This window comes from Bradyrhizobium sp. HKCCYLRH3059 (assembly GCF_051168035.1).
Classification (GTDB): Bacteria; Pseudomonadota; Alphaproteobacteria; order Rhizobiales; family Xanthobacteraceae; genus Bradyrhizobium.
Window position 1 is genome coordinate 182,721 of the sequence record NZ_JBNPUF010000006.1, and the last position, 24,784, is coordinate 207,504.

Genomic DNA, 24,784 nt, shown 5'->3' on the forward strand with positions numbered 1-24,784 from the left:
TGCGCCCGCCGCCCATCGACCGATCCCATTCGCGATCAGTACTTGCGGTACAGCCCGACCAGCTTGCCTTGGATCTTCACCCGGTTCGGCGGCAGGATGCGTACCTCGTAGGCGGTGTTGGCCGGCTCCAGCGCGATCGATGCGCCGCGGCGGCGGAAGCGCTTCAGCGTCGCTTCCTCATCGTCGATCAGCGCCACCACGATGTCGCCGGTGTCGGCGGTCTCGTTGCGCTGTATCAGCGCCATGTCGCCGTCGAGGATGCCGGCATCGACCATGGAGTCGCCGCGTACCTCGAGCGCGTAGTGATCGCCGTTACCGAGCATGTCGGCAGGCACGCTGATGGTGTGGCTGCGGGTCTGCAGCGCCTCGATCGGGGTACCGGCGGCGATGCGGCCCATCACCGGCACTGCGACGGGGCGCTCGCCATCGTCCAGCGCGGGAGTGCTGGTGCGCACCTTGCCGAGATTGCCCTCGATCACCGATGGGGTGAAGCCGCGGCGGTTGTTGGCGGCCTGTGACAGCTCGGGCAGCTTGATCACCTCGATCGCGCGGGCGCGGTTGGGCAGCCGGCGGATGAAGCCGCGCTCCTCGAGCGCCGTGATCAGGCGATGAATGCCGGACTTCGAGCGCAGATCGAGCGCATCCTTCATCTCGTCGAAGGACGGCGGCACGCCGGCTTCCTTGAGCCGCTCGTTGATGAACCGCAGAAGTTCGTACTGTTTGCGCGTCAGCATCTCGACCTGGTCCCCGGTTTGTTGTCGTCCGAGTCCAAGAGCTGCGCCTCGCGCACAAACTGGCTGAGAGCGCCCTGGAGTCGGACCGTCATCGCGTCGCCCGCAACATACTAAAAACAAATCATGAACGGACACTATATGTTCGATGTGTGTTCCGCAATCCTAAAAATATGATGAACAGACCGGGCTTTACCGGGGAAGCGGCTCAATTCGGCAGGCGCAGGATCTCGCACGGGCTGCCGGCAGGCGCCTTCGGCGCAAACGCCGGCCGGATCACCACCGCCTGCGAGAGTGCGAGATTCCCAAGCAGCGACGAATCCTGCTGGCTCACCGGGGTCGCAACCAGCGTGCCGTCGGCGCGCTCTTCGAGCTGCGCCCGCAGATAGTCCTCGCGCGAATCGTTCGGCCCGAGCTCGCGGCCGAGCAGGGCGGCCTCGCGCGGCATCACGGCCTCGTCGCGGCCGAGCAGCCGCCGAATCAGCGGCACCAGGAACAGGAGGGCGCAGACATAGGACGACACCGGATTGCCGGGCAGTCCGATCACCCTGATGTCGCCGAGCCGTCCGTGCATCATCGGCTTGCCCGGCCGCATCGCGATCTTCCAGAACGCCATCTCGACGCCCTCGGCTTCGAGCGCCTGCTTGACCAGGTCGTGATCGCCGACCGAGGCGCCGCCGGTCGTGATCAAGATGTCGGCCTTGGCCTCTCGGGCCCGGCGGATGCCGGCGATCGTCGCCTCCATCGTATCCGCGGCGATGCCGAGATCGATCGGGGTCCCGCCCTCGTTGCGCACCAGCGCCCGCAAGGCGTAGCCGTTGGAATAGACGATCTGGCCCGGGCCGGGCGTCGAGCCCGGCATCACCAGCTCGTCGCCGGTGGCGAGCAGCGCCACCTTCGGCCGGCGCCGCACCGGCAGCGCCGGATGATTCATGCTGGCCGCCAGCGACAGGTCGCGGTCGCTGAGCCGGCGCCCGGACTTCAGCAGCACCATGCCCTGGTGAAAGTCGACGCCCGCCGGCCGGATATGCCGGCCCTTGATCGCGGCCTCGGTGATCACGACGTGGCCATCTTCGGCGATCGTGTCCTCCTGGATCACCACCGCGTCCGCGCCCTCCGGAACAACGCCACCGGTGAAGATCCGCGCCGCCTCGCCGGGTCCAACCACGCGATCGAACGGCCGCCCCGCCGCAACCTCGCCGATGATCTTCAGCCGCGCCTTGGCCTGGGCGGCGTCCGCCGCGCGCACGGCATAGCCGTCCATCGCCGACATCGCCTCGGGCGGCTGCGTCCGCAGCGCCGCGATGTCCCGCGCCAGGATGCGGTGAAACGCTTCGTCCAGCCCGACCTGCTCCTCGGCCAGCGGTTCGGCGCCGGCGAGCACGGCGGACAACGCATCAGACACCGGCATCAGGGCCATGGGATTTCCTTCGGACGGAGACGGCAGATCGAATGAATCGCCTTCTAACCGAACGCGCACGGCGCGGCCAAGGGCCTAGGCCGCTCCCTGCGTTCTGACCGTCTGCTGTGGGCCGTTTCCGGGCCGCTGCCTCACGATCGCGCGAGAAAGTCCGCAATCAACCGCATGACCTCCTGCGGACGTTCCAGGCTCGGCAGGTGCGCCGTTCCGGCCAGCTCATGTCCTGACCCCGTTCGGCATTGTTGCGGCGAGCAGCCTGCTTCGCTGCTGGATGTGAGGAAAGTCCAAGTCCCCCCGGATGACGAGCGATGGCGCGACGATCTCCGCGAGGCGTGGGAAGGCTGGTGCCACATCGAGAGTCGCGCCGGTTGGCGGCGCGCGGAGTGCGGCGGCGTTCTTCTTCAGGAACGTCTCGCGCGGCTCGCCGGAGATGCGTCCCTCGCGCTGCAAGGGACCGTCGACCCACAGATGCGCCTTGATAGCGCTGACCCGATCCCAATCCTGTGCGGCCTCGGCAGCGGCCAACGACGCCGTTAGCGCCTTGATCTCCGGTGGATAGACCGGCTCCGGCGCGCCGCTGATCGAAGGTGCGATCAGCACCAGCGATGCCATACGTGACGGATGGCGAAGCGCGAAGTCGAGCGCGATGCGGCCTCCTTGCGAGCAGGCAATCAGCGTCGCCGGCCGCGCCGGCGCGAGCGCGTCGACGACGGCGAGCAGGTCCTCGACCGGAGAATGAGCTTCCTCATAGGCGACCGTCTCACCAAATCCGCGCCGGTCATAGGCGATCGTCATATGCGTTGCCGCGACGCCCTCGATCTGCACGCGCCACATGGACGAGCATTGGACCGTGGACCAGCCGATCTACGATCCCAGCACGATCGACTGCCCGGTTCTCGTGCTCGCGACGGAATGGGATGTGGATGTCCGCTTCGGGATGGCGCACGACCTGTTCGTTCGCCTCGTGAGCGCGCCATACAAGCGCCTGGTCGAGATCGGGCAGGGCACGCACATGATCCTGATGGAGCGGAATCGACGGCAGGCGTTCGACGTGGTGATCGGATTTCTCAACGAGCGCGTCGTGCCGGCGCGTTGATCGTCGCGCGGACGACCTGCACCGCGTCAGAGCGGATGCCGAATCCAGACATTCGGCTCGACATAGGCGGCATGGTCGTGCTCGACCGACGCGAGCACGGGCACGAGAGCACCGGGGACCTCGATCTCGCCCGAGCTGTCGAAGGTCACGCCGGTCCATTGCGACCAATCGGCGAGCGTGCCGACGATGGTCATCGAGCACGGCGCGATCTTGACGATCTCGCCGCCGATGCCGATGCGCTTAGGCGCCGGCTCGTCTGCGGCCAGCGGATGTGGCGGGAGACGGGCCGGATGGCGCCGTTGCCGGCGGTCGCATTTAGGATTCGCTTTTTCGGAAAAAGCTGCTATGCTGATTTGGTCCCGTGCTCGACAGGAGGGGCGCTTCGCGATCGTCACGGACGTGGAGCGCGGGATGCGGTGGCCGCGACGTGTCGCAGCGTGCCCTGATGGCGCGCGGACGAACGGCATGGCGCGGACGTGAAGTCGCGTGGTCCTGGCATCCCGAAGCTGATGCCAAGCCGAAGGGTGCTGATGATCCCGTCGGCGACGGTGGCCAACAAGCCGGGCACCGGGGAGATCGCGTATAAGCGTGAAGACCATCGCGCAGGGAATGCCGGATGTCGGCTGGACCTGTGGTGACTGCCGCCTGCTTTTTTTCTGCAGGCGGGCCATGGGTTGCGGCCTGCAGCCCGGCATTCCCTGCGCCCTCCGATTGGAGGAGGGTGAAATGAGAGCAGCAAAGCTCGGGCACATCGTGTCGCGAGAACAATTTTGCACGAGTGGGCACCGTCATTGCGAGCGCAGCCTTTCAGAACGTCACGCCGCCGGCCATGACGCACCCTTGCGCGACGCGATCAGATCCCGAGCGCCTCCAGCGCCGCGGCGATGTCGGCCGTCGAGCGCACCAGCACCGCCTGCAGCCCGCTCGTTCGCGCGCCGTCGATGTTTTCAGCGAGATCGTCGAAGAAAACGATCCGCTCGGCCGGCGCGCCGATCGCCCGCACCACGTGATCATACGCCTCGGCATCCGGCTTTCGCAGGCCGATCGACGACGACAGGAAGATCTCGCGAAAGTGACCAAGCAGGTCGGCATAGCGCGGCGAGAAGTGATCGATGTGCGGCTGGTTGGTGTTGGAGAAGGCATAGAGCGGCAGTCTCGAAGCCGCGCGTGCGAGCAGCGGGGCGATGCCCGGCATCGGGCCGACGAAGATCGCGTTCCAGCCCTCGAGAAACTGCGCGTCGGTGATGTCGATGCCGAGCTGCCGGCGCAGGTTGGCGAAGAACGCGGCATCGGAGACGGTGCCGCGCTCGTGCCCGTGATAGATCTCGTCGCGCACGAAGCGCGCGGCGATGCGCTCCGGCGGACAGCCGGCATGCGCTGCCCAGCGCGAGACAACCTGGACGAAATCGATGTCGATGACGACGCGGCCGAGGTCGAACAGCAGCGCGTCGGCGGCGCCGGGGCGGAGAGCGGAGGCGGGCATGGGGCGGGTCGACGATGCCTTGCGTGGGACGGAAGCGGCGCCTCCTCAATACCGGTAGGGCTCGATGTCGACCAGCGGAAACGCGCTGACCACGCTCGGCAGGTTGGTGGCGGCCGCCGGATGCAGATAGGACGCGTTCAGCTCCGCGAACGAGGTGACGCCGAGCAGGCCGAGCGCGCGGATGACCTCGTCCTCCAGCAGCTCGAGCATGCGCAGGATGCCGTCCTCGCCGGCCGCGGCGAGCGCCCAGCATTGCAGCCGGCCGATGCCGACGAGGTCGGCGCCGGAGGCGATCGCCTTGACGATGTCGGTGCCGCGGCAGAAGCCGCCGTCGACCATGATCTTTGCGCGGCTCTTCACGGCGGCGACGATCTCCGGCAGCACATGCATGGCTCCGCGGCCATGGTCGAGCTGGCGGCCGCCATGGTTGGAGACGTAGATCCAGTCGACGCCGTGATCGACCGCAATCTGCGCGTCCTCGGCGGTCGCGATGCCCTTGATGATCAGCGGCAGCTTGAACTTGTCCTTGATCAGCTTGACGGTGTGCCAGCTCAGCGCCTTCTGGTGGTCGCCGCCGGTTGCGCGCAGCCGGCTTTCGCGGACGTATCGCTTGGCGATGTCGCGCTCACGCCGGCTGTAATGGGCGGTGTCGACGGTCAGGCAGAACGCGGTGTAGCTGTTGGCGACCGCCCGGCTCACATAGTCCTCGACGAAGGCGTCGTCGCCGCGGACATAGAGCTGGAAGATTCGCAGCGCGTCGGGCGCGGCCTCGGCGGTCTTCTCCAGCCCGGGTTCCGACACCGAGCTCAGCATGTGCGCGGCTCCGAATCGGCCCGCCCCACGGGCCACGCTGGCCGCCCCTGCCGGATCGAAGATTTCGAGCGCACCGACCGGGGCCATGACCACCGGCAGGCGCAGCTTGCGTCCGAAAGTTTCGACCGAGGCATCGACCCTGGACACGTCGCGCAGCACGCGCGGACGGAACGCGATCTCGTCGAGCGCCATCCGGTTCCGACGCAGCGTGGTCTCGGTTTCGGCCCCGCCGATGATGTAGTCCCAGGCGTTCTGGTTGAGCTGGGCGCGCGCCTTGCGGATGAGCTCGTGCAGGTTCTGGAACTTCTCGTCGCTCGAGCCGAGTTCGACGTTCCGCCACCCGGCTTCGATCGGGGTCCGTTGGTTCATGTTTGCCTCCCAGCGACTGTCATGCTTGCGGTTTTGCTGCGGAGCATTGCCCATCGAGCGGGCCGGGAGCAAGCCATTCCGAACTCGAGCTTCCCGGGCGCGCGCGGGGAGCGGCGCCCCGCAGGCCCAGGCCATCAAATCGCGGCGTGGTACACGGCTCGTCGAATTGTGATCATGGGTGTCCGTGAAAGCCGGGGTATGTTCAGCCGGGCCCGGCGCCGGCGCAGCCTTGAGCTTGATTTCAGCCTGTGAACGTCCATTTCGGATGCGAGCGCCGGCGGTCGGGCCCCGGTACGGCGGCGCAATATCGGCCTTGAAGAAACCGGAAATGTGGTGTGTGTTCGCAACACAAATCGCGCCGGCGATGCGTGCGGACCATTTGATCGGCCGGCCATCCAACAAACGCTCGGGAAGCAAACAATGCGAAAAAACTGGCTGTTCTTGGCGGGCACGATGACCGGCGTCGGTCTGACCCTGATGGTGACGGGTCCCGACGGCGCGCAACTCGTTGCGAAGGCCAAGGCCGCGGCCGGCATGGCCGACACCTATTCGCAGCTCAATCTGTTCGGCGCGGTGTTCGAGCGTGTTCGCGCCGACTATGTCGAGAAGCCGAGCGATCCCGCGCTGATCGAAGGCGCCATCAACGGCATGGTGTCGTCGCTCGATCCGCATTCGCGCTACATGAACGACAAGTCCTGGCGCGACATGCAGGAGACCACGTCCGGCGAGTTCGGCGGACTCGGTCTCGAGGTCACCATGGAGGAGGGCTTGGTCAAGGTCGTCGCGCCGATCGATGACACGCCCGCGTCCAAGGCCGGCGTTCTCTCGGGCGATCTCATTGCCAAGATCGACGGCGAGGCGGTGCAGGGACTGACGCTCGAGCAGGCCGTCGCCAAGATGAAGGGCGGCGTCAACACCAAGACCAAGCTCACCATCATGCGCAAGGGCAAGGACGCACCGCTCGACGTTACGCTGACGCGCGAGATCATCAAGGTGCGCCCGGTGCGCTATCACACCGAAGGCGGCGACATCGGTTATATCCGCATCACATCCTTCAACGAGCAGACCACCGAGAGTCTGCGCAAGGCGGTCGCCAGCATCTCCAAGGAGATCCCGCAGGAGAAGCTCGCCGGCTACGTGGTCGACCTGCGCAACAATCCGGGCGGGCTGCTCGATCAGGCCGTGTCGGTCTCCAGCACATTCCTGCCGCGGGGCGAGGTGGTCTCCACCCGCGGCCGCAATCCGGAGGAGACGCAGCGCTTCACCGCGCGCGGCGGCGACCTCACCAAGGGCAAGCCGCTGGTGGTGCTGATCAATGGCGGCTCGGCCTCGGCGTCGGAGATCGTGGCCGGCGCGCTGCACGATCACAAGCGTGCGACCCTGGTCGGCACGCGCTCGTTCGGCAAGGGCTCGGTGCAGACCATCATTCCGCTCGGCGCCGGCAACGGCGCGCTGGCGCTGACCACGGCGCGCTACTACACGCCGTCGGGACGCTCGATCCAGGCGCAGGGCATCGCGCCGGACATCGAGGTCAAGCAGGACGTGCCGGACGAGCTGAAGGATCGCGGCGATCTCAAGGGTGAGGCCGGCATGCGCGGCCATCTCTCGGCGCCCGACGGCACCGAGCAGACCGGCTCGCAGTCCTACGTTCCGCCGGACGAGAAGGACGACAAGGCGCTGCACGCCGCATTCAACGTGCTGCGGGGCGTCACGGTGAACGCTGACGTCCGCGCCAAGGCGGCGGTGCCGAACTGATCTGCGAAGCGGGCGGGTGCGCGGCTTGCGATGCTCACACCCGACGGGGCGGCCCTGAGGCCGTCCCGCCGTGGTTTTCGACCAGTGTGTACAGGCGAACACGGAGTATGTCCGTCTGTGTCCCGTAGATCATGGCGGAGCCGTGGACTTCAAGGCACGACCGGTCGGCAGGGTTTGAATCTGGCTTGCGGAAAAGCCTCAAATTGCAACGGTATTTATCGGTTCGGAACCGGCTCAGGCGGCGTCCGAGCGCGAACGGCGGCCGGATGAGGGATTGGCGCGCTGCGCAGCGAACAATTGCCGCACGTCGGCTGCGGGCTTCGGAGGGCTGAACAGATAGCCCTGCATCTCCGAGCAGCCGAGCCGCTTCAGCACCTGCCGCTGCGCCTCGGTCTCGACGCCCTCGGCGGTCGTCGACATCTTGCGGATGGCGGCGATGTTGACCACGGCCTGGACGATCGCCGCGGAACCCTCGCTATCGGTGATGTCCTTGACGAAACAGCGGTCGATCTTGATCTTGTCGAACGGAATGCGCTGGAGATAGCTGAGGCTCGAATAGCCGGTGCCGAAATCGTCGAGCGCGATGCGGACGCCGAGCGCGCGCAACTGGTGCAGGGTGTCGAGCGCGTCGTCGTCGCGGATCAGCACCGCTTCGGTGATCTCGAGTTCCAGCCGATGCGGCGGCAGGCCGGAGGTCGCAAGTGCATTGGCGACCTTGAGCGCCAGGGTGCCGCTCTTGAACTGCACCGGCGAGACGTTGACGGCGAGCCGGATGTCGTCCGGCCAGCTCACCGCCTCGGTGCAGGCGACCTGGAGGACGCGTTCGCCGAGCAGGTTGATGAGGCCGGTGTCCTCGGCGATCGGAATGAACTCGGCCGGCGAGACGGCGCCGCGGGTCGGATGCTTCCAGCGCACCAGCGCCTCGCAACCGACGATGCGGTCGTCCTGCAGGCTCAGACAAGGCTGGTAGTAGACCTCGAGTCGATCGTCGGCCATGGCCTGGCGCAGGTCGACCTCGAGCTGGTGGCGCGCCTTGATCTGGGCGTCCATCTCGGGCTCGAAGAAGCGCCAGGTGCGGCGTCCCGCGGCCTTGGCGGCGTACATCGCCAGATCGGCGTTCTTCATGATCTGGTCGAGATCGGTGCCGTGCTCGGGGATCAGCGCCACGCCGATCGAGGCGTCGGCGGTGAGCTGATGGCCGAGGCAGTCACGCGGGGCGCGGATCGCGCCGAGAATATCCTCGATCAGCTGTTCGACATCCTCCCGGTTGCGGATCGCCGTCTGGACCACGGCGAACTCGTCGCCGCCAAGGCGGGCGACGAACCCCGCGGTGCCGACACAGGCGCTCAGGCTCGCCGCGACGGATTTCAACAGCTCGTCGCCGATGAGGTGGCCGAGCGAATCGTTGACGCCCTTGAACTCGTCGATGTCGATGTAGTGCAGCGCGAGGCGCCGGCCTTGGGGGACGCCGGTCAGCTCCTCCTTGAGGCGCTCGTGAAACAGGGTGCGGTTCGGCAGATCCGTCAGGGCGTCGTAGTGCGCCAGATGCGTGATCTGCTCCTCGGACCGTTTGCGCTCGGTAATGTCCTCGTGGGTGGCGAGCCAGCCGCCGCCCGCGATCGGCTCGTTGACGATCTGGGTCCAGCGACCGTCCGTGGTCTCGATGATCTGCGAGGTCTTGCGGCCGATGTCGCGCAGCACCGCATCGGCATATTCGACGTCGTCGCCCGCCAGCGAGCCGGTGACCTTGCGGTGCGCGATCAGCGCGCGAAACGTGCAGCCTGGTTTCACGACGTCAGCAGACAGGCCGTACATGTCGACGTAGCGCTGGTTGCTGATGACCAGGCGCTCCGATGCATCGAACAGCAAGAGGCCCTGGGTCATGTTGTTGACGGCCTTGTCGAGCCGTTCCTTCTCCAGCGTCAAGCGGCGGCTGGAGGCGTCGTGGTCGCTGATCAGCCGGCGCACCACGACGTAAAGCATGCCGGCGATCAGCAGCACCGACGTCACGCCGACGGCGATCAGGAAGCGCATCTGCTCGCGCCAGTCGGCGAGCGCCGCCGAGACCGTCGTCGTCGCAGTCACGATCAAGGGATAGCTCGTCAGCCGGTGCGATGCGCCGATGCGGTGCTCGCCGTCGACGGGGCTGCTGAAAATGCCCGTGGTGTTGCCATCGCCGGCCAGGATCTGGCGGAAGATCGGCGCGTTCTTGTAGTTCTGGTTCTGCATGCCCTCATGGCGTGGATGGCGGGCCAGAAGGGTTCCGTCGCGATGCATCATCGAGATCGCCGCGTCGGGCCCGAGCGCGACCGAGGCGAAGAACCGCTCGACATTGATGGGTTCGAGACTGCGGCTGATGATGCCCAGGAACTCGCCGTTGGGACTGGTCAGTTTCAGGGCGATGACTGCGACATATGTGCCGGTGATCCGGCCCACCACCGGCTCGATCAGCAGTTGCGGCGCGGTCGGATCGGATTTCAGCCGCTTGAAAAAGGTGCGATCGGCAATGTTGACGGGCGGCACCGGCCAGGCCGCTCCGGAGTTGATCAGGTTGCCGTCGGAGTCGAAGATGTTCAAACCGCCGACATAGGTCACCGCGCTCAGCTTGTCCTTCAGCATGGCATTGACGGCGGCGCTTCCCATCTGCTCCTTGAAGCGGGCGCCGCTGTCGATGTGGTTCTGTCGGACGTAGTTGGCGAGATCGCGCTGGATCGCGCCGAGATCCTCCATCTGCTGATCGAAATGGCGCGCCAGCAGAAGGACGGTGTTCTCCAGCTCACGCGTCGCGCTGTTCAGCGCGCGTTCCCGGAAACTGTCGGCCATGATGGTCGTACCGATCGCGATGGCTGCAATCAGCACGAGGCCTCCGCCGACCAGCCAGCGGATCGGTCCACCGCGGTCGGTCGAAGCTCTGAGGGCATTCCCTGGACTAGCGTTGGTCGTCATCGGTCCTGAATACGCTTGCGATCGGCGCTTCGGGATGGAACCGCTACGATGTCCCTCCCACAACCATTGCTATCGGTCCGCAATGGAAGTGAGGTTAGGAAGTTGAGTTAGCGAACAATTAATTCGAAGTTGTATTTGGCTTGGTAATCTCTTCAGGCGCGATAGTGCCCGGACTTGCCGCCGATCTTTTCGGTCAAGCGGATACCTTCGATGCGTACGCCGCGCTCGGCCGCCTTGATCATGTCGTAAATGGTCAGGCAGGCGACGGACACGGCCGTCAGGGCTTCCATCTCCACGCCGGTCGGCCCGGTCACCTTGACGGTGGCGCTGACAAGGCAGCCGGGTAGTGCGGCATCGGGCGTGATGTCGACGGTGACTTTGGACAGCGCCAGCGGGTGGCACAGAGGAATCAGCTCGGAGGTCCGCTTGGCGGCCATGATGCCTGCGATGCGGGCAGTTCCGAGCACGTCACCTTTTTTGGCGTTGCCGGACAGGATGAGCTCGAGCGTCGCCGGGCTCATGACGACGCGGCCCTCGGCGGTCGCGGTTCGCTCGGTCGCGGCCTTGTCCGACACGTCGACCATGCGGGCTTCACCGCGGGCGTCGATGTGGGTCAGGGCGGGAGCGTCGGGCGACTTGTCGGCCATGGTCACTCAGCCGCGCTGGCGGAGGCGGCATTGCGCGCAAGCAGCGCGCGCGTCGCCGCCGTGACGTCCGCCTGCCGCATCAGGCTCTCGCCGACCAGGAAGGTCTGGATGCCGACGCGCGCCAGGCGCGCGAGATCGGCCGATGTGAAGATGCCGCTTTCGCCGACCAGAAGACGCTCGACCGGGACCAGCGGCGCCAGCGCTTCGGAGGTCGCCAGCGTGGTCTCGAAGGTTCGCAGGTTGCGGTTGTTGATGCCGATCATCGGCGAGCGCAGCTTCAGCGCGCGATCGAGCTCGGCGCGATCATGGATTTCGATCAGCACATCCATGCCGTGGGCGAGCGCGGCAGCCTCGATGTCCGCAGCGGCGGCATCGTCCAGCGCGGCCATGATGATGAGGATGCAGTCGGCGCCGTGAGCACGCGCCTCGATCACCTGGTAGGTGTCGAACATGAAGTCCTTGCGCAGCACGGGCAGGGCGGTCGCGGCCCGCGCGGCGACCATGAAGTCGAGATGGCCCTGGAACGACGGCGTATCTGTCAGCACCGACAGGCAGGCCGCGCCGCCGGCCTCGTAGGCCTTGGCAAGCACCGGCGGATCGAAATCGGCGCGGATCAGTCCCTTGGACGGCGAGGCCTTCTTCACCTCGGCGATCAGCGCGTAGTCGCCGTTCGCATGCTTGGCTCGGATCGAGGCAACGAAGCCGCGCGGCGGCGAAGCGTCACGCGCGCGGGCCTCGAGCTCCGGCAACGGGCATGCCCGCTTGGCGGCCGCGATCTCCTCGCGCTTATACGCTTCGATCTTGGTCAGGATGTCCGACATGGCACGCTCCGGTGGATCAGCTGTTGGAGACCTCGATCAGCTGCTTCAGCCGCGCCGCCGCGGCGCCGCTGTCGAGCGAATCCCGGCCGATTGCGACGCCTTCCTTCAGCGTCTTGGCGCGTCCGGAAACGACCAGCGCCGCCGCGGCATTCAGCAGCGCCACGTCGCGATAGGGGCTCGGCAGGCCGTCCAGCACGCTCTGCAGGGCCACCGCGTTGGCTTCGGCGTCGCCGCCCTTCAGACCGTCGCTGCCGCACAGGCCAAGCCCGGCCTCTTCGGGCGTGACCTCGAAGGTGCGGATATGACCGTTCTCCAGCGCGGCGACAAAGGTCGGGCCGGTCAAGGTGATCTCGTCGAGCCCGTCGGAGCCGTGCACGACCCAGGCGGCCTCCGAGCCGAGATTCTTCAACACGTGGGCCAACGGCTCGACCCATTGCCGCGAGAACACGCCGACCATCTGGCGCCTGACGCCGGCCGGATTGGACAGGGGACCGAGCAGATTGAAGATCGTGCGGGTGGCGAGCTCGACCCGGGTCGGCCCGACGTTCTTCATCGCCGGATGATGCGCGGGCGCGAACATGAAGCCGATGCCGGCCTCGCGCACGCAGCGCCCGACCTGGTCCGGCTTCAGGTCGATCTTGACGCCGAGCGCGGCGAGCACGTCGGCGGCGCCGGAGCGGGACGACAGTGCGCGGTTGCCGTGTTTGGCGACCGGCACGCCGGCGCCGGCCACGATGAAGGAGGCGCAGGTCGAGACGTTGACCGAGCCGGAGCCGTCACCGCCGGTGCCGACGATGTCGACCGCGCTCGCCGGCGCATCGACGCGCAGCATCTTCGCCCGCATCACGCTGACGGCGCCGGTGATCTCCTCGACCGTCTCGCCGCGCACGCGCAGCGCCATCAGCAGCGCGCCCATCTGCGACGGCGTCGCCTCGCCCGACATCATGCTGTCGAAGGCGGACGCCGCCTCCTCGCGGGACAGCGGCGCGCCGGTCGCCACCTTGCCAATGATCGACTTGAGATCGTCCATCACGCGTGCCCCTAGCAAACCGTCACTGATTGTTGCCGCCGACCACCTGGGCCACCGCAGCCTCGTTGATCGTCGTCCCGATGTCCTTCTCGAGCTTCATGACATAGGCCGTGCCTTGCTCGTCGGCGAGCGCGCGCTGCAACTGGTCCTTCAGCTTCTTGGTATCTTCGGACGCGAGGTCGACCTTAGGCTCGATGATGTCGGTGACACGGAACACAATCCACCGCCGGCCGCCATCAGCCTCGGTTTGGCCGACGCCGTCCTTCGCCGTGCGGAATGCGGCGGTGATCGCGCCGGTGGGGACGCCGGGCACCGAGGCGTCGCGCTTGAACGCACTGGCCGTCTCGACCTTCACGCCGAGCGATGCCGCCTCGTCGGCGAGCTTGCCGCCCTCGCTGAGCTTCTTGACCAGCTCGGTGGCCTTTGCGCGCAGCTTGGTGGCGACCTCGTCATCGCGCCAGCGCGCGGCGACCTGATCCTTGACCTCGTCGAGGGGGCGATCGCGCGGCGGGGTGATGCCGAGAACCTCGAACCAGACATAACCGCCGCGGAACGAGATCGGCTCGTTGTCGACACCGACATCGCTGGTGAAGGCCTGCGCAACGACATCGAGGCCAAGCGGGATGTTCGAAACGGGCTGGCCGTTGGGTTGCTTGCCGGACCTGTCGACGGCTTCGAGCGTGATGGCATTGAGACCGAGCTTCTTGGCTGCCTCGGCGACGCTGGCGCCACCGCCGCGCTCGTCTTCCATCTTGTCACGAAGATTGGCGACTTGCGACTTGGCGCGGTCGGCTGCGATCTCCTTCTTGATGTCGGCAGCGACGCTCTCATATTCGGGCTGCTGGCCCGGCTGAATCGCGCTGACCTTGACCAGCGCCACGTTGAATGCGCCCTTGACCGGCTGGCTGACCTCGCCGGTCGGCAGCGAGAAGGCGGTATCGGCAACGACAGGGTCGAGAATCGCCGATTTCGTCACCAGACCGAGATCGAGATCGGCCGGGTTGAGGTTGCGCTCCTTGGCGAGCTCGTCGAACGTGACTTCACCCGCGGCGATCCGGGCGCGCGCCGCCTGTGCCTCCTCCATGGTGGGGAAGGTCATCTGCTGGACCTGGCGCTTCTCCGGCGTGCCCATCAGCGCCTTGCGCTGGTCGAACAGCTTCCTGGCGTCCTCGTCAGAAACGTCGGTCGACTTGCCGATCTCTTCGGGCGTCACCACGACGAAGGAGATCTTGCGATATTCCGGCGCCTTGAACTGGGCTTTGTGCTCTTCGAAATAGGACGCGAGAACCTCGGGCGAGGGCGCATCGATGGTGCCGGCCTGCGCCGCGTCGAGCTTGATGTAATCGATCGAGCGCTGCTCGTTCTGGAAGCGGCCGAGCGCCTCGAGCATCGTGTTGGACGGCTCCAGCCCGGCCGCGATCGTGCCGGTGATCTGCCGCCGCAGCGACTGTCGGCGCTGGTCAGCCAGGTAGCGCTGCTCGGTGAAGCCGAAATTGCGGATGATGGCCTGGAAGCGCTGCGGGTCGAACGCCCCGTTCGGGCCCTTGAAGTTGGGATCGCTGAGGATCACCCGCATGGTCTCCGCATCGGACTGGGCGAGACCGAGACGGCGAGCCTGCTCATCGAGGGCGGCTTCCGCAATCGTCTGCTGCAGCACGGAGCGGTCGAGCCCGAACATGCGGGCCTGCTCGGTGGTCAGCGGACGACCGAGCTGGCGGCCGATCTGCTGCAGCCGGTCGGTATAGATCTGCCGGAACTCGTTGACCGAGATCTCCGTGCGTCCCACGGTTGCAGCCGTCGACTGCCCGAAGCCGCGGAAGATGTCGGCGATGCCCCAGATGCCGAAACTGACGATCAAAACGCCCATGACCACCGCCATGATGGTCTTGCCGAGCCAGTTTGATGAGGCCTTGCGTAATCCTCGAAGCATGGGTCCAGTCTGTCTGCAGGAAAAAGGATGAAGAGGCCGCGCCTTAAAGCAGATTCCGCAAAAGGCCGTCACCGAGTTGAAACGGCTTATAAAGAGGCGGCCGCCCGGTCGCAACCTCGGCCCTGAGGCCGATTGAAGCGGTGGGAAGACGGCTCCCGCTCTGGTGCTCGTCGAAGGGCTCTGCTAGCCGATGTCTGTCACAACATTTGCTGGAATCCCGCCATGACCGACCGCATCCGGCCGCTGATCGCCGGCAATTGGAAAATGAACGGCCTGAAGGCCTCGACCGCCGAGTTCGACGCCATGCTGGCCGGAGCCGCCGAGGTCACCGGAAAGGCCGACCTGCTGGTCTGTCCTCCCGCCACCCTGGTGGCAGGCTTCGCCGAAAGGGCGCGCGGCTCCCACGCGATCGCGGTTGGCGCTCAGGATTGCCACCCCAAGGCGTCGGGAGCCCATACCGGGGACATTTCGGCGGAGATGCTGGCCGATGCTGGCGCCACCGCCATCATCGTCGGCCATTCCGAGCGGCGTGCCGATCATGGCGAAAGCGATGTTGTGGTGCACCAGAAGACCGAGGCGGTGTGGCGCGCCGGGCTGGTCGCGATCGTTTGCGTCGGCGAAACCCAGCAGCAGCGCGATGCAGGGCAGACGCTCGACATCCTGCGCGGCCAGCTCAACCTCAGCCTGCCGCAGGAATCACGGGCCGGCAACCTGGTCGTGGCCTATGAGCCGGTTTGGGCGATCGGCACCGGCCTGACCCCGACTGCCAAGGATGTCGAGCAGATTCATGCCTTTATCAGAGAGCTGCTGATCGATCGCTTCAAGCAGGAGGGAGCGCGGACGCGCATCCTCTATGGCGGCTCGGTGAAGCCCTCCAATGCGGCCGAGCTGATGGCGGTCGCGAATGTCAACGGCGCGTTGGTCGGCGGCGCCAGCCTGAAAGCCTCAGACTTTCTCGCCATTGCGAAGGGCTGTTGAGAAGCAACGTGAGCGAAAGCGCACGCCTCAGTCCGCCTGTTCGATTCGCTTCCAATAGATCTTCGTGCCGGTAAGGCCGCCATGCGGCTTCAAGGCATAGTCCGGAATGGTTCCGCTCAGCTGGAAGCCGACGCTTTCATAAAGCCGTGAGGCGCCCCCATCCTCGGCGGTATCGAGGACCAGCATCGTCCGACCGTGCGCGCGGGCGAGGTTTTCGGCCGCGCGCAGCAGCGCGGTCGCGATTCCGCGTTTGCGGTGGCTGATGCGCGTCATCATCTTTGCGATCTCGGCGCGGTGCGGCTGGTTCGGCGGCAGCTTCAGCTGCAACGTGACGGTCGCGATCACATCCTCGCCGTCGAAGGCGCCAAGAACGGCTCGTTCGCCGCGCGCCGCGGCCGAAAGCGATTCCCGCCAGAAGGCGTCGGCATCCTCCTCGCGAAGCGGGTGCATGAAACTGACCGAGCCACCATCGGCGACCGTCTCGATCAGCATGGCGCGAAGCGCGCTTCGAACGACCGGTGTGTCCGATAGGGATGCAATTCGAATCGCGGACATTCTCAACTCCGGGCAAGCGCCACGACATAGACGCAGGGTGCGTCCGACTCGTTGGCAAAGGTGGTGTCGATCGGTGGGCCGAAGCCGAGGCAGTCGCCGGGGCCGAGGACGTGGCGTTCCGCGCCTTCCGTGATGGTCAATTGCCCGCTCTGCACCCAGAGAAGCTGGCGGATGTGGATGTATGAGGAGGCCGGCAAGGTCACGCTGCGGTGCGCCGGCATCTCGACGGTCACCAACTCGATCGGATGATCCGGCCTGAGAAAGACCTGGCGCCGGACATAGCCCGTGTCCGGATCGCGCCAGACCGGCTGCTCGGCCGCCTTGGACAGGCGCTCCGACTGGGCCTCGGCTCGGAGCATCAAGCCGGCCAGCGTGAGATCGAACGCGCTTGCCAGCTTGACCAGGATGACCGCCGTCGGGCTGACCTCGGCGCGCTCGATCTTACTGATGGTGGCCTTTGACACTCCCGAGCGCTCGGCAAGGTCGGCCAGCGACCAGCCGCGGCTGTCCCGTTCCAGCAGCAGGCGGCGCGCCAGCCGCTGGCTGAAGTCGTCTATTATTTGATCCATATGTCTCTAATAGTAGAAAATGGATGGTCGGGCAAGCCTCGACGACGGGCGGCGCGGCAGCGCTTGTGAGAAGCGCGGCTGCGATTATCTGCGGGGTGGCGTTGCCCGACATGATCGTGTAACACCGCGCAAATTTCCGAATAGCCCGCGAAGCTCTCGCGATCCCGGCCTCCGGCCGGGGCCTGCGAGGGCTTGTGACGGAAGGTCACCATGCAGACTGTCTTGATCGTCATCCACCTCATGATTGTCGCCGTCCTGATCGGTACGGTGCTGTTGCAGAAATCCGAGGGCGGTGGCCTTGGCATGGGCGGCGGCGCCGGTTTCATGTCGAGCCGCGGCACGGCCAACCTGTTAACGCGCACGACCGCGATCCTGGCACTCCTCTTCTTCCTCACCAGCCTGGCGCTGACTTGGCTCGCGGGTCTGGATCGCAAGCCGACCTCGATTCTCGGCACCTTGCCTGGGCAGACCCAGTCAGGCGGTGCGACGCCGGTGGCGCCGACCGGGGGCGGCGTGCTCGACCAGCTCAAGAAGGCCGACGAGCAGCAGGCTCCCGCGGCTCCGGCTGCGCCGCAGGCACCGCAATCGCAATAACGCGGATAAGCCATGCAGGAACGCAATTGGCGTCCTGCGTCATGAGGCGGTCTCAAGTACCTGAGACCATTCAGATTTTGAAGTAACCCACAGGCCCGCGACAGCGTTGCGGGCTGCAAGCGATTCGTTTTGGCGAATCGAGCGCGCGGCATTAAAGGTAGGGTCCCATGGCGCGGTACATCTTCATCACCGGCGGCGTGGTTTCCTCGCTCGGAAAGGGTCTGGCTTCAGCCGCGTTAGGCGCGCTGCTGCAGGCCCGCGGCTACAAGGTCCGGCTTCGCAAGCTCGACCCCTATCTCAACCTCGATCCAGGCACGATGTCGCCGTATCAGCACGGCGAAGTGTTCGTGACCGATGATGGCGCCGAGACCGATCTCGATCTCGGACATTACGAACGCTTCACCGGCCGACCGGCGACCAAGGCCGACAACATCACCACGGGCCGGATCTACCAGGACATCCTGACCAAGGAGCGGCGCGGCGACTATCTCGGCGCGACCATCCAGGTCGTCCCGCACGTGACGAATGCGATCAAGGATTTCGTCCTGTCCGGGAATGACGAGTACGATTTCGTGCTGGTCGAGATCGGCGGCACCGTTGGCGACATCGAGGGCCTGCCGTTCTTCGAGGCGATCCGGCAGCTCGGCAATGAGCTGCCGCGCCATCACGCGATCTACATCCACCTCACGCTGCTGCCCTACATCCCGAGCGCCGGCGAGTTGAAGACCAAGCCGACGCAGCATTCGGTCAAGGAGCTGCGCTCGATCGGCATCCAGCCTGACATCCTGCTGTGCCGCACCGACCGCCCGATCCCGAAGGAGGAACGGCGCAAGCTCGGCCTGTTCTGCAACGTGCGCGAAAGCGCCGTCATCGAGGCGCGTGACGTCGACAACATCTATGCCGTGCCGGAGGCCTATCATGCCGCCGGCCTCGACGACGAGGTGCTGGCCGCGTTCGGCATCGAGCCGCGGGTGCCGCCGGCGCTTTCGAGCTGGCACACGATCAACGAGCGCGTCCGCAACCCGGAAGGCGACGTCACGATCGCGATCGTCGGCAAGTACACCGGCATGAAGGACGCCTACAAATCGCTGATCGAGGCGCTGTCGCATGGCGGCATCGCCAACAAGGTCCGCGTCAAGCTCGACTGGATCGAGAGCGAGGTGTTCGAGAACGAAGACCCCGCGCCGTTCCTCGAGCACGTCAATGGCATCCTGGTGCCCGGCGGCTTCGGCCAGCGCGGCGCCGAGGGCAAGATCCGTGCGGCGCAATTCGCGCGGGAGCGCGACGTGCCGTATTTCGGCATCTGCTTCGGCATGCAGATGGCGGTGATCGAGGCGGCGCGCAATCTGGTTGGGATCACCGAGGCCAACTCGACCGAGTTCGGCCCGACCAAGGAGCCGCTGGTCGGCCTGATGACCGAATGGCTGCGTGGCAACGAGCTGGAGAAGCGCTCGAAGAGCGGCGATCTCGGCGGCACGATGCGGCTCGGCGCCTATCCTGCGGCGCTCAAGCGCGGCAGCCGCGTCTCCGAGGTGTATGGCGGCGCCACCGAGATCTCCGAGCGCCATCGCCACCGCTACGAGGTCAACACCGCCTACAAGGATCGGCTCGAGCAGCACGGTCTGAAGTTCTCCGGCCTGTCGCCGGACGGCGTGCTTCCGGAGATCGTGGAATACGAGGACCATCCCTGGTTCATCGGCGTGCAATTCCATCCCGAGCTGAAGTCGCGCCCGTTCGAGCCGCATCCCTTGTTCGCGTCGTTCATTCAGGCCGCGGTGGTGCAGAGCCGGCTTGTGTAGCAGGCCTTTGTCGCCAAGTGCCGTCATTGCGAGCGGAGCGAAGCAATCCAGAGTCGCGGGCGGGACTCCGGATTGCTTCGTCGCTGACGCTCCTCGCAATGACGGCCGAGGCGCGCAACGCGACCTTTGACGGCCGCGACGATTGTTGCGACAACGCTCCCCGATCGCGCGAAGCCAGAAAAGATCAGGGAGGATCAGATGATCTACGAGAGCCGCATCTATCGCTGCATTCCGGGCCGGCTGCCGGCGCTGCTGAAGCGCTTCGAGACCACGACGCTGAAGCTGTGGGAGAAGCACGGCATCCGCCCCGTGGGCTTCTTCACGACCCTGATCGGCGAATCCAACCAGGACCTGACCTATTTCCTGGCCTGGGAATCGCTCGCCGAGCGCGAGACCAAGTGGACCAAGTTCATGTCCGATCCCGACTGGATCTCGGCGCGTGCCAAGAGCGAGGAGGACGGCCAGATCGTTGCCAACATCACCAGCCAGTTCCTGGTGCCGACGGCGTTCTCGGCGTTGAAATAGAGCCCGGGGAGGGGCTGGGATGACCGATCCCCGCAACCCTGCTATTCGCTGGCAAACGCCGGTTGATCCGGCAGCCGGCGCTGGGCCATGGTCGCGCGCTCTCATGAGGATGATGTCGTGAACGCTTCGATCTCTGCCGCGCCGGTCGTCAGCCTCGGCTCCGTCAAGTTTGGCAACCACCTGCCGCTCGCCGTGATCGCCGGCCCATGCCAGCTCGAGAGCCGCGCGCATGCGCTCGAGGTCGCCTCGGCGCTGAAGGCGATCGCGGCGCGGCTGAACATCGGCCTCGTCTACAAGACCTCGTTCGACAAGGCCAACCGCACCTCCGCCTCGGCGGCCCGCGGGCTGGGGCTTTCGCAATCGCTGCCGATCTTCGCCGAGATCCGGTCTTCGCTCGGCCTGCCGGTGCTGACCGACGTGCATGACGCCAGCCAGTGCGCCGAGGTGGCGCAGGCCGTCGACGTGCTGCAGATCCCCGCGTTCCTGTGCCGGCAGACCGACCTGCTGCTCGCGGCCGCGGCGACGGGTAAGGTCGTCAACGTCAAGAAGGGCCAGTTCCTGGCGCCCTGGGACATGGCCAACGTGGTCGCCAAGATCACGGGCTCCGGCAATCGCAACGTGCTGGTCACCGAGCGCGGCGTCTCGTTCGGCTACAACACGCTGGTCTCCGACATGCGCGCGCTGCCGATCATGGCACGCACGACGGGCGCGCCGGTCATCTTCGATGCGACCCACTCCGTGCAGCAGCCGGGCGGCAAGGGCACGTCCTCGGGCGGCGAGCGCGAATTCGTGCCGGTGCTCGCACGCGCGGCCGTTGCCGTCGGCGTCGCCGGTGTGTTCATCGAGACCCATCCCGATCCCGATCACGCGCCCTCCGACGGGCCGAACATGGTCCCGCTCGCGCAGTTCGAGGGGCTGCTGCGAACGCTGATGGCCTTCGACGCACTCGCCAAGGCGCCGTCGGCGGACGCCGGGCGCTGATGCACCAGACCGTCGCCAAGTCCGCGGGAAAGTTTCCACCAGCGGTGAACATCATCGCGCTGGCGGGCTTCTCGGCGGCGCTGTCGACGCGGGCGCTCGATCCGGTGCTGCCGCATGTCGCCGAGGATTTCGCGATCAGCATCACCACGGCGGCGAGCATCGCCGCCGGCTATGCGCTGATCTACGCATTGATCCAGCCGGCAATCGGCGCCGCCGCCGATCTGTTCGGCAAGGCGCGGCTGATGACGCTGTGCCTGGCGCTGCTCGGCGTCGCCAGCATCCTCGGTGCGCTCGCCACCTCGTTTCCGCTGCTGTTCGCGACGCGCATCCTCGCGGGCATCGCCTCGGGCGGCGTGTTTCCGGTGGCGCTCGGGCTGACCAGCGATCTCGTCGCGCCCGACAAGCGGCAGGTCGCGATCGGCCGCACGCTCGCGGGCTCGATGGCGGGCAACCTGCTCGGCGCGACGGCATCCGGCATCATCGGCGATTTCATCGGCTGGCGTGGCGTGCTCGCGATCCTCGGCGCGCTCGGGCTGATCGCCTCCTTCGCGGTGGCGGCAGGCTTTCGCGGCGCCAAGGTCACGCATGCGCCGACCACCGATCTCGCCGCGCTGAGGAAGGGCTACCGCACCATCTTCACCAACCCCAATTCGCGCTTCTGCTTCTCGGCGGTGTTCGTCGAAGGCTGCTGCGTGTTCGGGCTGTTTCCGTTCATCGCCTCGTTCCTGTTCGATCTCGGCGAGACCTCGCTGTCGATCGCGGGCATCGTCATCGCAGGCTTCGCGGTCGGCGGCCTGTTCTACACGTTCACGGTCTCGAACTTCCTGCCGCGGCTCGGCGTCAAGGGCATGATGATCACGGGCGCTGCCCTGGTCGGGTTGCAGCTCGCCGCGCTCGCCTTCGGCCCGGGCTGGAAGCTGCAGTTCGGCTGCATGCTGCTGATGGGCTGGGGCTTCTACATGATCCATGGCTGCCTGCAGGTGTTCGCCAGCGAGCTGTCGATCGGGGCGCGCGCGACCGCGATGTCGCTGCACTCGTTCTTCTTCTTCATGGGCCAGACGGTCGGCCCGATCGCCTACGGCTTCGGCCTGGTCCACGGTGGCAAGCAGCCGACCTTGCTGATCGCCGCCATCATGATGGTCGTGCTCGGCTTCGCCTGCGCCGCGCTGCTGCGGCAGCGGCCGCCGGCAGATGCGGCGGTCAGCTGACGGCCATGTCGGACACGGGCGCGGGCCCATTGCATCTGAAGACATGGTCCCGTCGCGGCAGCAACGCCTGCTAATTTGTTGCTCTGTCATGGCCGGGCTTGTCCCGGGCATGACGACGTGGAGACGGGCGAGGGTAAAATGCCCATCGTTAGCTGCGATGGTCCTGGGGAAGTGCGGCGAGGGCGTTTCTCGCTCTCGATGCTGAAGATGCGCGGCTGAGACATATCGGCGCTTTCGTTGGCCGCGGGACGCACCGCCGCCATCTCGCGGCGCGTCTGCGTCCGAGCTTTGCCTTGGGACATGCCCTCTTTCTGAGAAGAGGGCGCGGGGAATGCCGGGAGCTGGCCGCCCCCATGGCCCGCCTGCAGAAAAAAATGCAGGCGGCAGGAACCACAGGTTCAGCCGAGACATCCCGGCATTCCCCGCGCGATGGTTGGGCGGCTTATACGTACTCTCCCCGGGGACCGGGCTGTCTTGCCCCCGTGACCGGCGGATCATCATCACCGCCAGCGGAGCCTCAGCGTCGGGAGGCCAGGACCATACGACTTCGCCGGCGTATCAGGCTCGTTCGTCCGCATGACTGATCACGCTGCGAACCCGACACGCCCACCGCATCCCGCCTCAACGTCCGTGACGACCGCGAAGCGCCCCTCTGATCGAGACGGGACGACGATAGTCAATCACGAATTCTGATAAAACGAAAGTAGAATATTTTTCGCGGAAGGTCTGGACAGGGGTGATCGGTTTGAAGGCGCAGGAAAAATCGGCTTTCAGGAGCAGCGGTTTGGTGGTTGCAGAGAACGGGAAAGTCAAACGGGAACGCACCCGTCGGGCGACTCAGAACCATGGATCGACGCTGGGCTGCGGCTGCTGTACCCGCATTTACGGTCCGCCACCGCTGGTCGTCCCACGACGCTGCAACGCCATCGCGAGGACCCAAGCAAAGAAGCGTTTGGAGTTCACTGGGTTCGTTCCGGCGGTCATTGAAAGCCTTTGTGGCGCAACCTTTGGCGTTGCCGAAGCACCTCGGTTGAGCTTGAGTGGTATTAGGCTAAGCACCGGCGAAACGGGCAAGCAGAAGCCGCTCTTGTATTTCGACGAAAATATTCCAGCGTCGATCATTGATAATTTTAGGAAGCGATCTTGGTGGAAAAAGAAGGTGAAGGTGCTTAGTGCGGTAGAGCTAGGCAATCAGGGTCGGTCTGACGACTTTCATTCCAGTACTGCTCGCGGCTCGGATACACGCTCGTCTCTTTTGATACCGACTTCAATGATGATGCAGCCTACCCGTTTTCAAACGGAAGAATGTACGGGGTAATCATGTTGAAGGGGTCGAAGAAGAACTCGAATCGATCGAAAAGCGATCTTGCCTCCCTCCTGGATTTCGTTTTGGCGACTCCTTTCCCGAAGTCGTTTTTGCAGGAAAGCAAGTTTGTCATAAGCGGAGAAGGATGTGTGATGCGGGGGAGAGATGTAAAAACGAAAGAGATCAAATCCATGCAAATTGAATCTCGTAAGACCCGCCTGGGAGAGGTTTGGAAGCACTTCTCAATAATGTAGTTTAGCGGTAGTGCGAAAGTGCGTACGAGGCGCCGGGGACCGGCGGCCTTCAGGCCCGCGCGCGATCGGCGACTACCAGTCGAGATTTGCCGACCGGCACATCTCGCAGACGATCACATCGTCCTTCCGGGAAAGGGGACGGCGGCAGCGGTGACACGTGCCCGCGGTCTGTGTGACGTGTAGCGTCAGGGCCTTTGCTTCCGCCATGGAGAAGCCGAACTCGGCGGCGAGCAATTTGTGGCCCGCAATCTGACTGCGGCGGATTTCCCTTGCGATCCTCGCCTTGTGTTCTGCTGACAGCGAGGGCGGCCACGTGACGGTTATGGTGCACTTGGGACAGTGCACCGACAGGCGGGCATGCTTTACTGCGCCGTTCACGGCGTACCTCCTTCCTCGATCAGCTTCACCCCCGCCCACGATACGGCGCCACGCCCTGGTCTGGCACCCACAGGCCCTTCGGCAGCTTGCCGGTCTGCCAGAACACGTCGATCGGGATGCCGCCGCGGGGGTACCAGTAGCCGCCGATGCGCAGCCATTTCGGCTTGATCTCGGCGGCGAGGCGCTTGCCGATGGCGACGGTGCAGTCCTCGTGGAACGCGCCATGGTTGCGGAAGCTGGCCAGATAGAGCTTCAGCGACTTGGATTCCACCAGCCAGGGGCCGGGGGCATAGTCGATGACCAGATGGGCGAAATCCGGTTGTCCCGTCACCGGGCACAGCGAGGTGAACTCGGGCACCGTGAAGCGGGCCAGGTAATCCGTGTCCTTCTGCGGATTGGGAACGCGGTCGAGCGTTGCCGTTTCCGGACTGTCGGGGGCGGCCACATGGCGGCCCAGCTGAAGGCCGGCCGATGTCATGGTGGTGTTGGATCTTTTCGCCATATGTCGTGTCACCTGTCGCGATTGGCGCCCGTTTAGCCAATCGCCGGGCGTGCGTCATCCGGTTCGTGATTTCGACGCGAGTTCTGCTCCACTT

24 protein-coding genes are annotated in these 24,784 nt (G+C 65.7%); 9 read left to right on the forward strand and 15 right to left on the reverse strand.

From position 1 onward, the window contains the following. Window positions 1-35: 35 nt before the first annotated feature. From lexA to ACQR13_RS20000, 3 genes are all read right to left on the reverse strand, one after another. Window positions 36-734: a transcriptional repressor LexA gene (lexA, locus tag ACQR13_RS19990; protein ID WP_172109545.1), complete on the reverse strand. Its 699-nt coding sequence runs from the start codon at window positions 732-734 to the stop codon at window positions 36-38. Window positions 735-939: 205 nt separating this feature from the next. Continuing rightward, window positions 940-2,151, reverse strand: a complete 1,212-nt coding sequence (locus tag ACQR13_RS19995; RefSeq protein ID WP_315750916.1) for a molybdopterin molybdotransferase MoeA — start codon at window positions 2,149-2,151, stop codon at window positions 940-942. Window positions 2,152-2,367: 216 nt separating this feature from the next. Beyond that, window positions 2,368-2,985, reverse strand: coding sequence for an alpha/beta fold hydrolase (locus ACQR13_RS20000; protein WP_315750917.1), 618 nt, complete (start codon window positions 2,983-2,985; stop codon window positions 2,368-2,370). Between ACQR13_RS20000 and ACQR13_RS20005 the strand changes: the two genes are divergently transcribed. Beyond that, window positions 2,984-3,247 (forward strand): hypothetical protein, encoded by a 264-nt coding sequence (locus ACQR13_RS20005; RefSeq protein WP_315750918.1) that lies wholly within the window; start codon window positions 2,984-2,986, stop codon window positions 3,245-3,247. The two genes, ACQR13_RS20000 and ACQR13_RS20005, sit on opposite strands and share 2 nt — an antisense overlap. A 26-nt stretch (window positions 3,248-3,273) precedes the next feature. Here the strand turns inward: ACQR13_RS20005 and ACQR13_RS20010 are convergent, their stop codons facing one another. The 3 genes from ACQR13_RS20010 to ACQR13_RS20020 form a co-directional block, all read right to left on the reverse strand. Continuing rightward, on the reverse strand, window positions 3,274-3,918 hold the full coding sequence (locus tag ACQR13_RS20010; RefSeq protein ID WP_316172812.1) for a hypothetical protein: 645 nt from the start codon (window positions 3,916-3,918) through the stop codon (window positions 3,274-3,276). A gap of 182 nt (window positions 3,919-4,100) precedes the next feature. Continuing rightward, window positions 4,101-4,730: an HAD family hydrolase gene (locus tag ACQR13_RS20015; RefSeq protein WP_315750920.1), complete on the reverse strand. Its 630-nt coding sequence runs from the start codon at window positions 4,728-4,730 to the stop codon at window positions 4,101-4,103. Window positions 4,731-4,775: 45 nt separating this feature from the next. Then, window positions 4,776-5,912 (reverse strand): alpha-hydroxy acid oxidase, encoded by a 1,137-nt coding sequence (locus ACQR13_RS20020; protein WP_315750921.1) that lies wholly within the window; start codon window positions 5,910-5,912, stop codon window positions 4,776-4,778. 420 nt (window positions 5,913-6,332) lie between these two features. Between ACQR13_RS20020 and ACQR13_RS20025 the strand changes: the two genes are divergently transcribed. Continuing rightward, complete coding sequence (locus tag ACQR13_RS20025; RefSeq protein WP_315750922.1) at window positions 6,333-7,667, forward strand: S41 family peptidase; 1,335 nt, start codon at window positions 6,333-6,335, stop codon at window positions 7,665-7,667. Window positions 7,668-7,901: 234 nt separating this feature from the next. Here the strand turns inward: ACQR13_RS20025 and ACQR13_RS20030 are convergent, their stop codons facing one another. The 5 genes from ACQR13_RS20030 to ACQR13_RS20050 form a co-directional block, all read right to left on the reverse strand. Next, window positions 7,902-10,613, reverse strand: coding sequence for a bifunctional diguanylate cyclase/phosphodiesterase (locus tag ACQR13_RS20030; RefSeq protein WP_434863130.1), 2,712 nt, complete (start codon window positions 10,611-10,613; stop codon window positions 7,902-7,904). 152 nt (window positions 10,614-10,765) lie between these two features. Next, a complete protein-coding gene (moaC, locus tag ACQR13_RS20035) occupies window positions 10,766-11,260 on the reverse strand; it encodes a cyclic pyranopterin monophosphate synthase MoaC (RefSeq protein ID WP_316165272.1) in 495 nt (164 codons plus the stop codon). Window positions 11,261-11,262: 2 nt separating this feature from the next. Further along, window positions 11,263-12,081 carry an indole-3-glycerol phosphate synthase TrpC gene (trpC, locus tag ACQR13_RS20040; RefSeq protein WP_315827486.1) on the reverse strand — a complete coding sequence of 273 codons (819 nt, stop codon included), beginning with the start codon at window positions 12,079-12,081 and terminating at the stop codon, window positions 11,263-11,265. A 16-nt stretch (window positions 12,082-12,097) separates the two neighbouring features. After that, window positions 12,098-13,111 carry an anthranilate phosphoribosyltransferase gene (gene trpD, locus ACQR13_RS20045; RefSeq protein ID WP_315711632.1) on the reverse strand — a complete coding sequence of 338 codons (1,014 nt, stop codon included), beginning with the start codon at window positions 13,109-13,111 and terminating at the stop codon, window positions 12,098-12,100. 22 nt (window positions 13,112-13,133) lie between these two features. Further along, window positions 13,134-15,041 (reverse strand): peptidylprolyl isomerase, encoded by a 1,908-nt coding sequence (locus ACQR13_RS20050; RefSeq protein WP_316170138.1) that lies wholly within the window; start codon window positions 15,039-15,041, stop codon window positions 13,134-13,136. Window positions 15,042-15,263: 222 nt separating this feature from the next. On the opposite strand from ACQR13_RS20050, the gene tpiA reads away from it, so the two are divergent. Then, the gene (gene tpiA / locus ACQR13_RS20055; protein WP_315750930.1) at window positions 15,264-16,019 is read left to right on the forward strand and encodes a triose-phosphate isomerase; all 756 of its coding nucleotides are present in this window, start codon (window positions 15,264-15,266) and stop codon (window positions 16,017-16,019) included. Between the two features lie 27 nt (window positions 16,020-16,046). Here the strand turns inward: tpiA and ACQR13_RS20060 are convergent, their stop codons facing one another. Both ACQR13_RS20060 and ACQR13_RS20065 read right to left on the reverse strand, forming a co-directional pair. Then, window positions 16,047-16,574 (reverse strand): GNAT family N-acetyltransferase, encoded by a 528-nt coding sequence (locus ACQR13_RS20060; RefSeq protein ID WP_315711635.1) that lies wholly within the window; start codon window positions 16,572-16,574, stop codon window positions 16,047-16,049. 2 nt (window positions 16,575-16,576) lie between these two features. Further along, on the reverse strand, window positions 16,577-17,143 hold the full coding sequence (locus tag ACQR13_RS20065) for a helix-turn-helix domain-containing protein (protein ID WP_315711636.1): 567 nt from the start codon (window positions 17,141-17,143) through the stop codon (window positions 16,577-16,579). Between the two features lie 210 nt (window positions 17,144-17,353). Between ACQR13_RS20065 and secG the strand changes: the two genes are divergently transcribed. The 6 genes from secG to ACQR13_RS20095 all read left to right on the forward strand — a co-directional run bounded on the left by secG (window position 17,354) and on the right by ACQR13_RS20095 (window position 23,568). Beyond that, the gene (gene secG / locus ACQR13_RS20070; RefSeq protein WP_315711638.1) at window positions 17,354-17,737 is read left to right on the forward strand and encodes a preprotein translocase subunit SecG; all 384 of its coding nucleotides are present in this window, start codon (window positions 17,354-17,356) and stop codon (window positions 17,735-17,737) included. Between the two features lie 167 nt (window positions 17,738-17,904). Further along, window positions 17,905-19,536, forward strand: coding sequence for a CTP synthase (locus ACQR13_RS20075; RefSeq protein WP_315750932.1), 1,632 nt, complete (start codon window positions 17,905-17,907; stop codon window positions 19,534-19,536). A gap of 198 nt (window positions 19,537-19,734) precedes the next feature. Then, window positions 19,735-20,061 carry an NIPSNAP family protein gene (locus ACQR13_RS20080; RefSeq protein WP_316165273.1) on the forward strand — a complete coding sequence of 109 codons (327 nt, stop codon included), beginning with the start codon at window positions 19,735-19,737 and terminating at the stop codon, window positions 20,059-20,061. 117 nt (window positions 20,062-20,178) lie between these two features. Continuing rightward, window positions 20,179-21,042: a 3-deoxy-8-phosphooctulonate synthase gene (kdsA, locus tag ACQR13_RS20085; RefSeq protein ID WP_316165275.1), complete on the forward strand. Its 864-nt coding sequence runs from the start codon at window positions 20,179-20,181 to the stop codon at window positions 21,040-21,042. Beyond that, complete coding sequence (locus tag ACQR13_RS20090; RefSeq protein ID WP_316165277.1) at window positions 21,042-22,250, forward strand: MFS transporter; 1,209 nt, start codon at window positions 21,042-21,044, stop codon at window positions 22,248-22,250. Before kdsA ends, ACQR13_RS20090 begins: the two co-directional genes overlap by 1 nt. 736 nt (window positions 22,251-22,986) lie before the next feature. Then, on the forward strand, window positions 22,987-23,568 hold the full coding sequence (locus tag ACQR13_RS20095; protein WP_316165278.1) for a hypothetical protein: 582 nt from the start codon (window positions 22,987-22,989) through the stop codon (window positions 23,566-23,568). 314 nt (window positions 23,569-23,882) lie between these two features. Here the strand turns inward: ACQR13_RS20095 and ACQR13_RS20100 are convergent, their stop codons facing one another. After that, window positions 23,883-24,188 (reverse strand): hypothetical protein, encoded by a 306-nt coding sequence (locus tag ACQR13_RS20100; RefSeq protein ID WP_316165280.1) that lies wholly within the window; start codon window positions 24,186-24,188, stop codon window positions 23,883-23,885. 25 nt (window positions 24,189-24,213) lie between these two features. Continuing rightward, window positions 24,214-24,690 carry a preQ(1) synthase gene (queF, locus tag ACQR13_RS20105; protein ID WP_316165282.1) on the reverse strand — a complete coding sequence of 159 codons (477 nt, stop codon included), beginning with the start codon at window positions 24,688-24,690 and terminating at the stop codon, window positions 24,214-24,216. Window positions 24,691-24,784 lie beyond the last annotated feature (94 nt).

Coding starts and splice junctions, on each gene's coding strand:
- lexA (WP_172109545.1), bottom strand. CDS start 734: ATGCTGACGCGCAAACAGTACGAACTTCTGCGGTTCATCAACGAGCGG.
- ACQR13_RS19995 (WP_315750916.1), bottom strand. CDS start 2,151: ATGGCCCTGATGCCGGTGTCTGATGCGTTGTCCGCCGTGCTCGCCGGC.
- ACQR13_RS20005 (WP_315750918.1), top strand. CDS start 2,984: ATGGACGAGCATTGGACCGTGGACCAGCCGATCTACGATCCCAGCACG.
- ACQR13_RS20000 (WP_315750917.1), bottom strand. CDS start 2,985: ATGTGGCGCGTGCAGATCGAGGGCGTCGCGGCAACGCATATGACGATC.
- ACQR13_RS20010 (WP_316172812.1), bottom strand. CDS start 3,918: ATGGCCCGCCTGCAGAAAAAAAGCAGGCGGCAGTCACCACAGGTCCAG.
- ACQR13_RS20015 (WP_315750920.1), bottom strand. CDS start 4,730: ATGCCCGCCTCCGCTCTCCGCCCCGGCGCCGCCGACGCGCTGCTGTTC.
- ACQR13_RS20020 (WP_315750921.1), bottom strand. CDS start 5,912: ATGAACCAACGGACCCCGATCGAAGCCGGGTGGCGGAACGTCGAACTC.
- ACQR13_RS20025 (WP_315750922.1), top strand. CDS start 6,333: ATGCGAAAAAACTGGCTGTTCTTGGCGGGCACGATGACCGGCGTCGGT.
- ACQR13_RS20030 (WP_434863130.1), bottom strand. CDS start 10,613: ATGACGACCAACGCTAGTCCAGGGAATGCCCTCAGAGCTTCGACCGAC.
- moaC (WP_316165272.1), bottom strand. CDS start 11,260: ATGGCCGACAAGTCGCCCGACGCTCCCGCCCTGACCCACATCGACGCC.
- trpC (WP_315827486.1), bottom strand. CDS start 12,081: ATGTCGGACATCCTGACCAAGATCGAAGCGTATAAGCGCGAGGAGATC.
- trpD (WP_315711632.1), bottom strand. CDS start 13,111: ATGGACGATCTCAAGTCGATCATTGGCAAGGTGGCGACCGGCGCGCCG.
- ACQR13_RS20050 (WP_316170138.1), bottom strand. CDS start 15,041: ATGCTTCGAGGATTACGCAAGGCCTCATCAAACTGGCTCGGCAAGACC.
- tpiA (WP_315750930.1), top strand. CDS start 15,264: ATGACCGACCGCATCCGGCCGCTGATCGCCGGCAATTGGAAAATGAAC.
- ACQR13_RS20060 (WP_315711635.1), bottom strand. CDS start 16,574: ATGTCCGCGATTCGAATTGCATCCCTATCGGACACACCGGTCGTTCGA.
- ACQR13_RS20065 (WP_315711636.1), bottom strand. CDS start 17,143: ATGGATCAAATAATAGACGACTTCAGCCAGCGGCTGGCGCGCCGCCTG.
- secG (WP_315711638.1), top strand. CDS start 17,354: ATGCAGACTGTCTTGATCGTCATCCACCTCATGATTGTCGCCGTCCTG.
- ACQR13_RS20075 (WP_315750932.1), top strand. CDS start 17,905: ATGGCGCGGTACATCTTCATCACCGGCGGCGTGGTTTCCTCGCTCGGA.
- ACQR13_RS20080 (WP_316165273.1), top strand. CDS start 19,735: ATGATCTACGAGAGCCGCATCTATCGCTGCATTCCGGGCCGGCTGCCG.
- ACQR13_RS20090 (WP_316165277.1), top strand. CDS start 21,042: ATGCACCAGACCGTCGCCAAGTCCGCGGGAAAGTTTCCACCAGCGGTG.
- queF (WP_316165282.1), bottom strand. CDS start 24,690: ATGGCGAAAAGATCCAACACCACCATGACATCGGCCGGCCTTCAGCTG.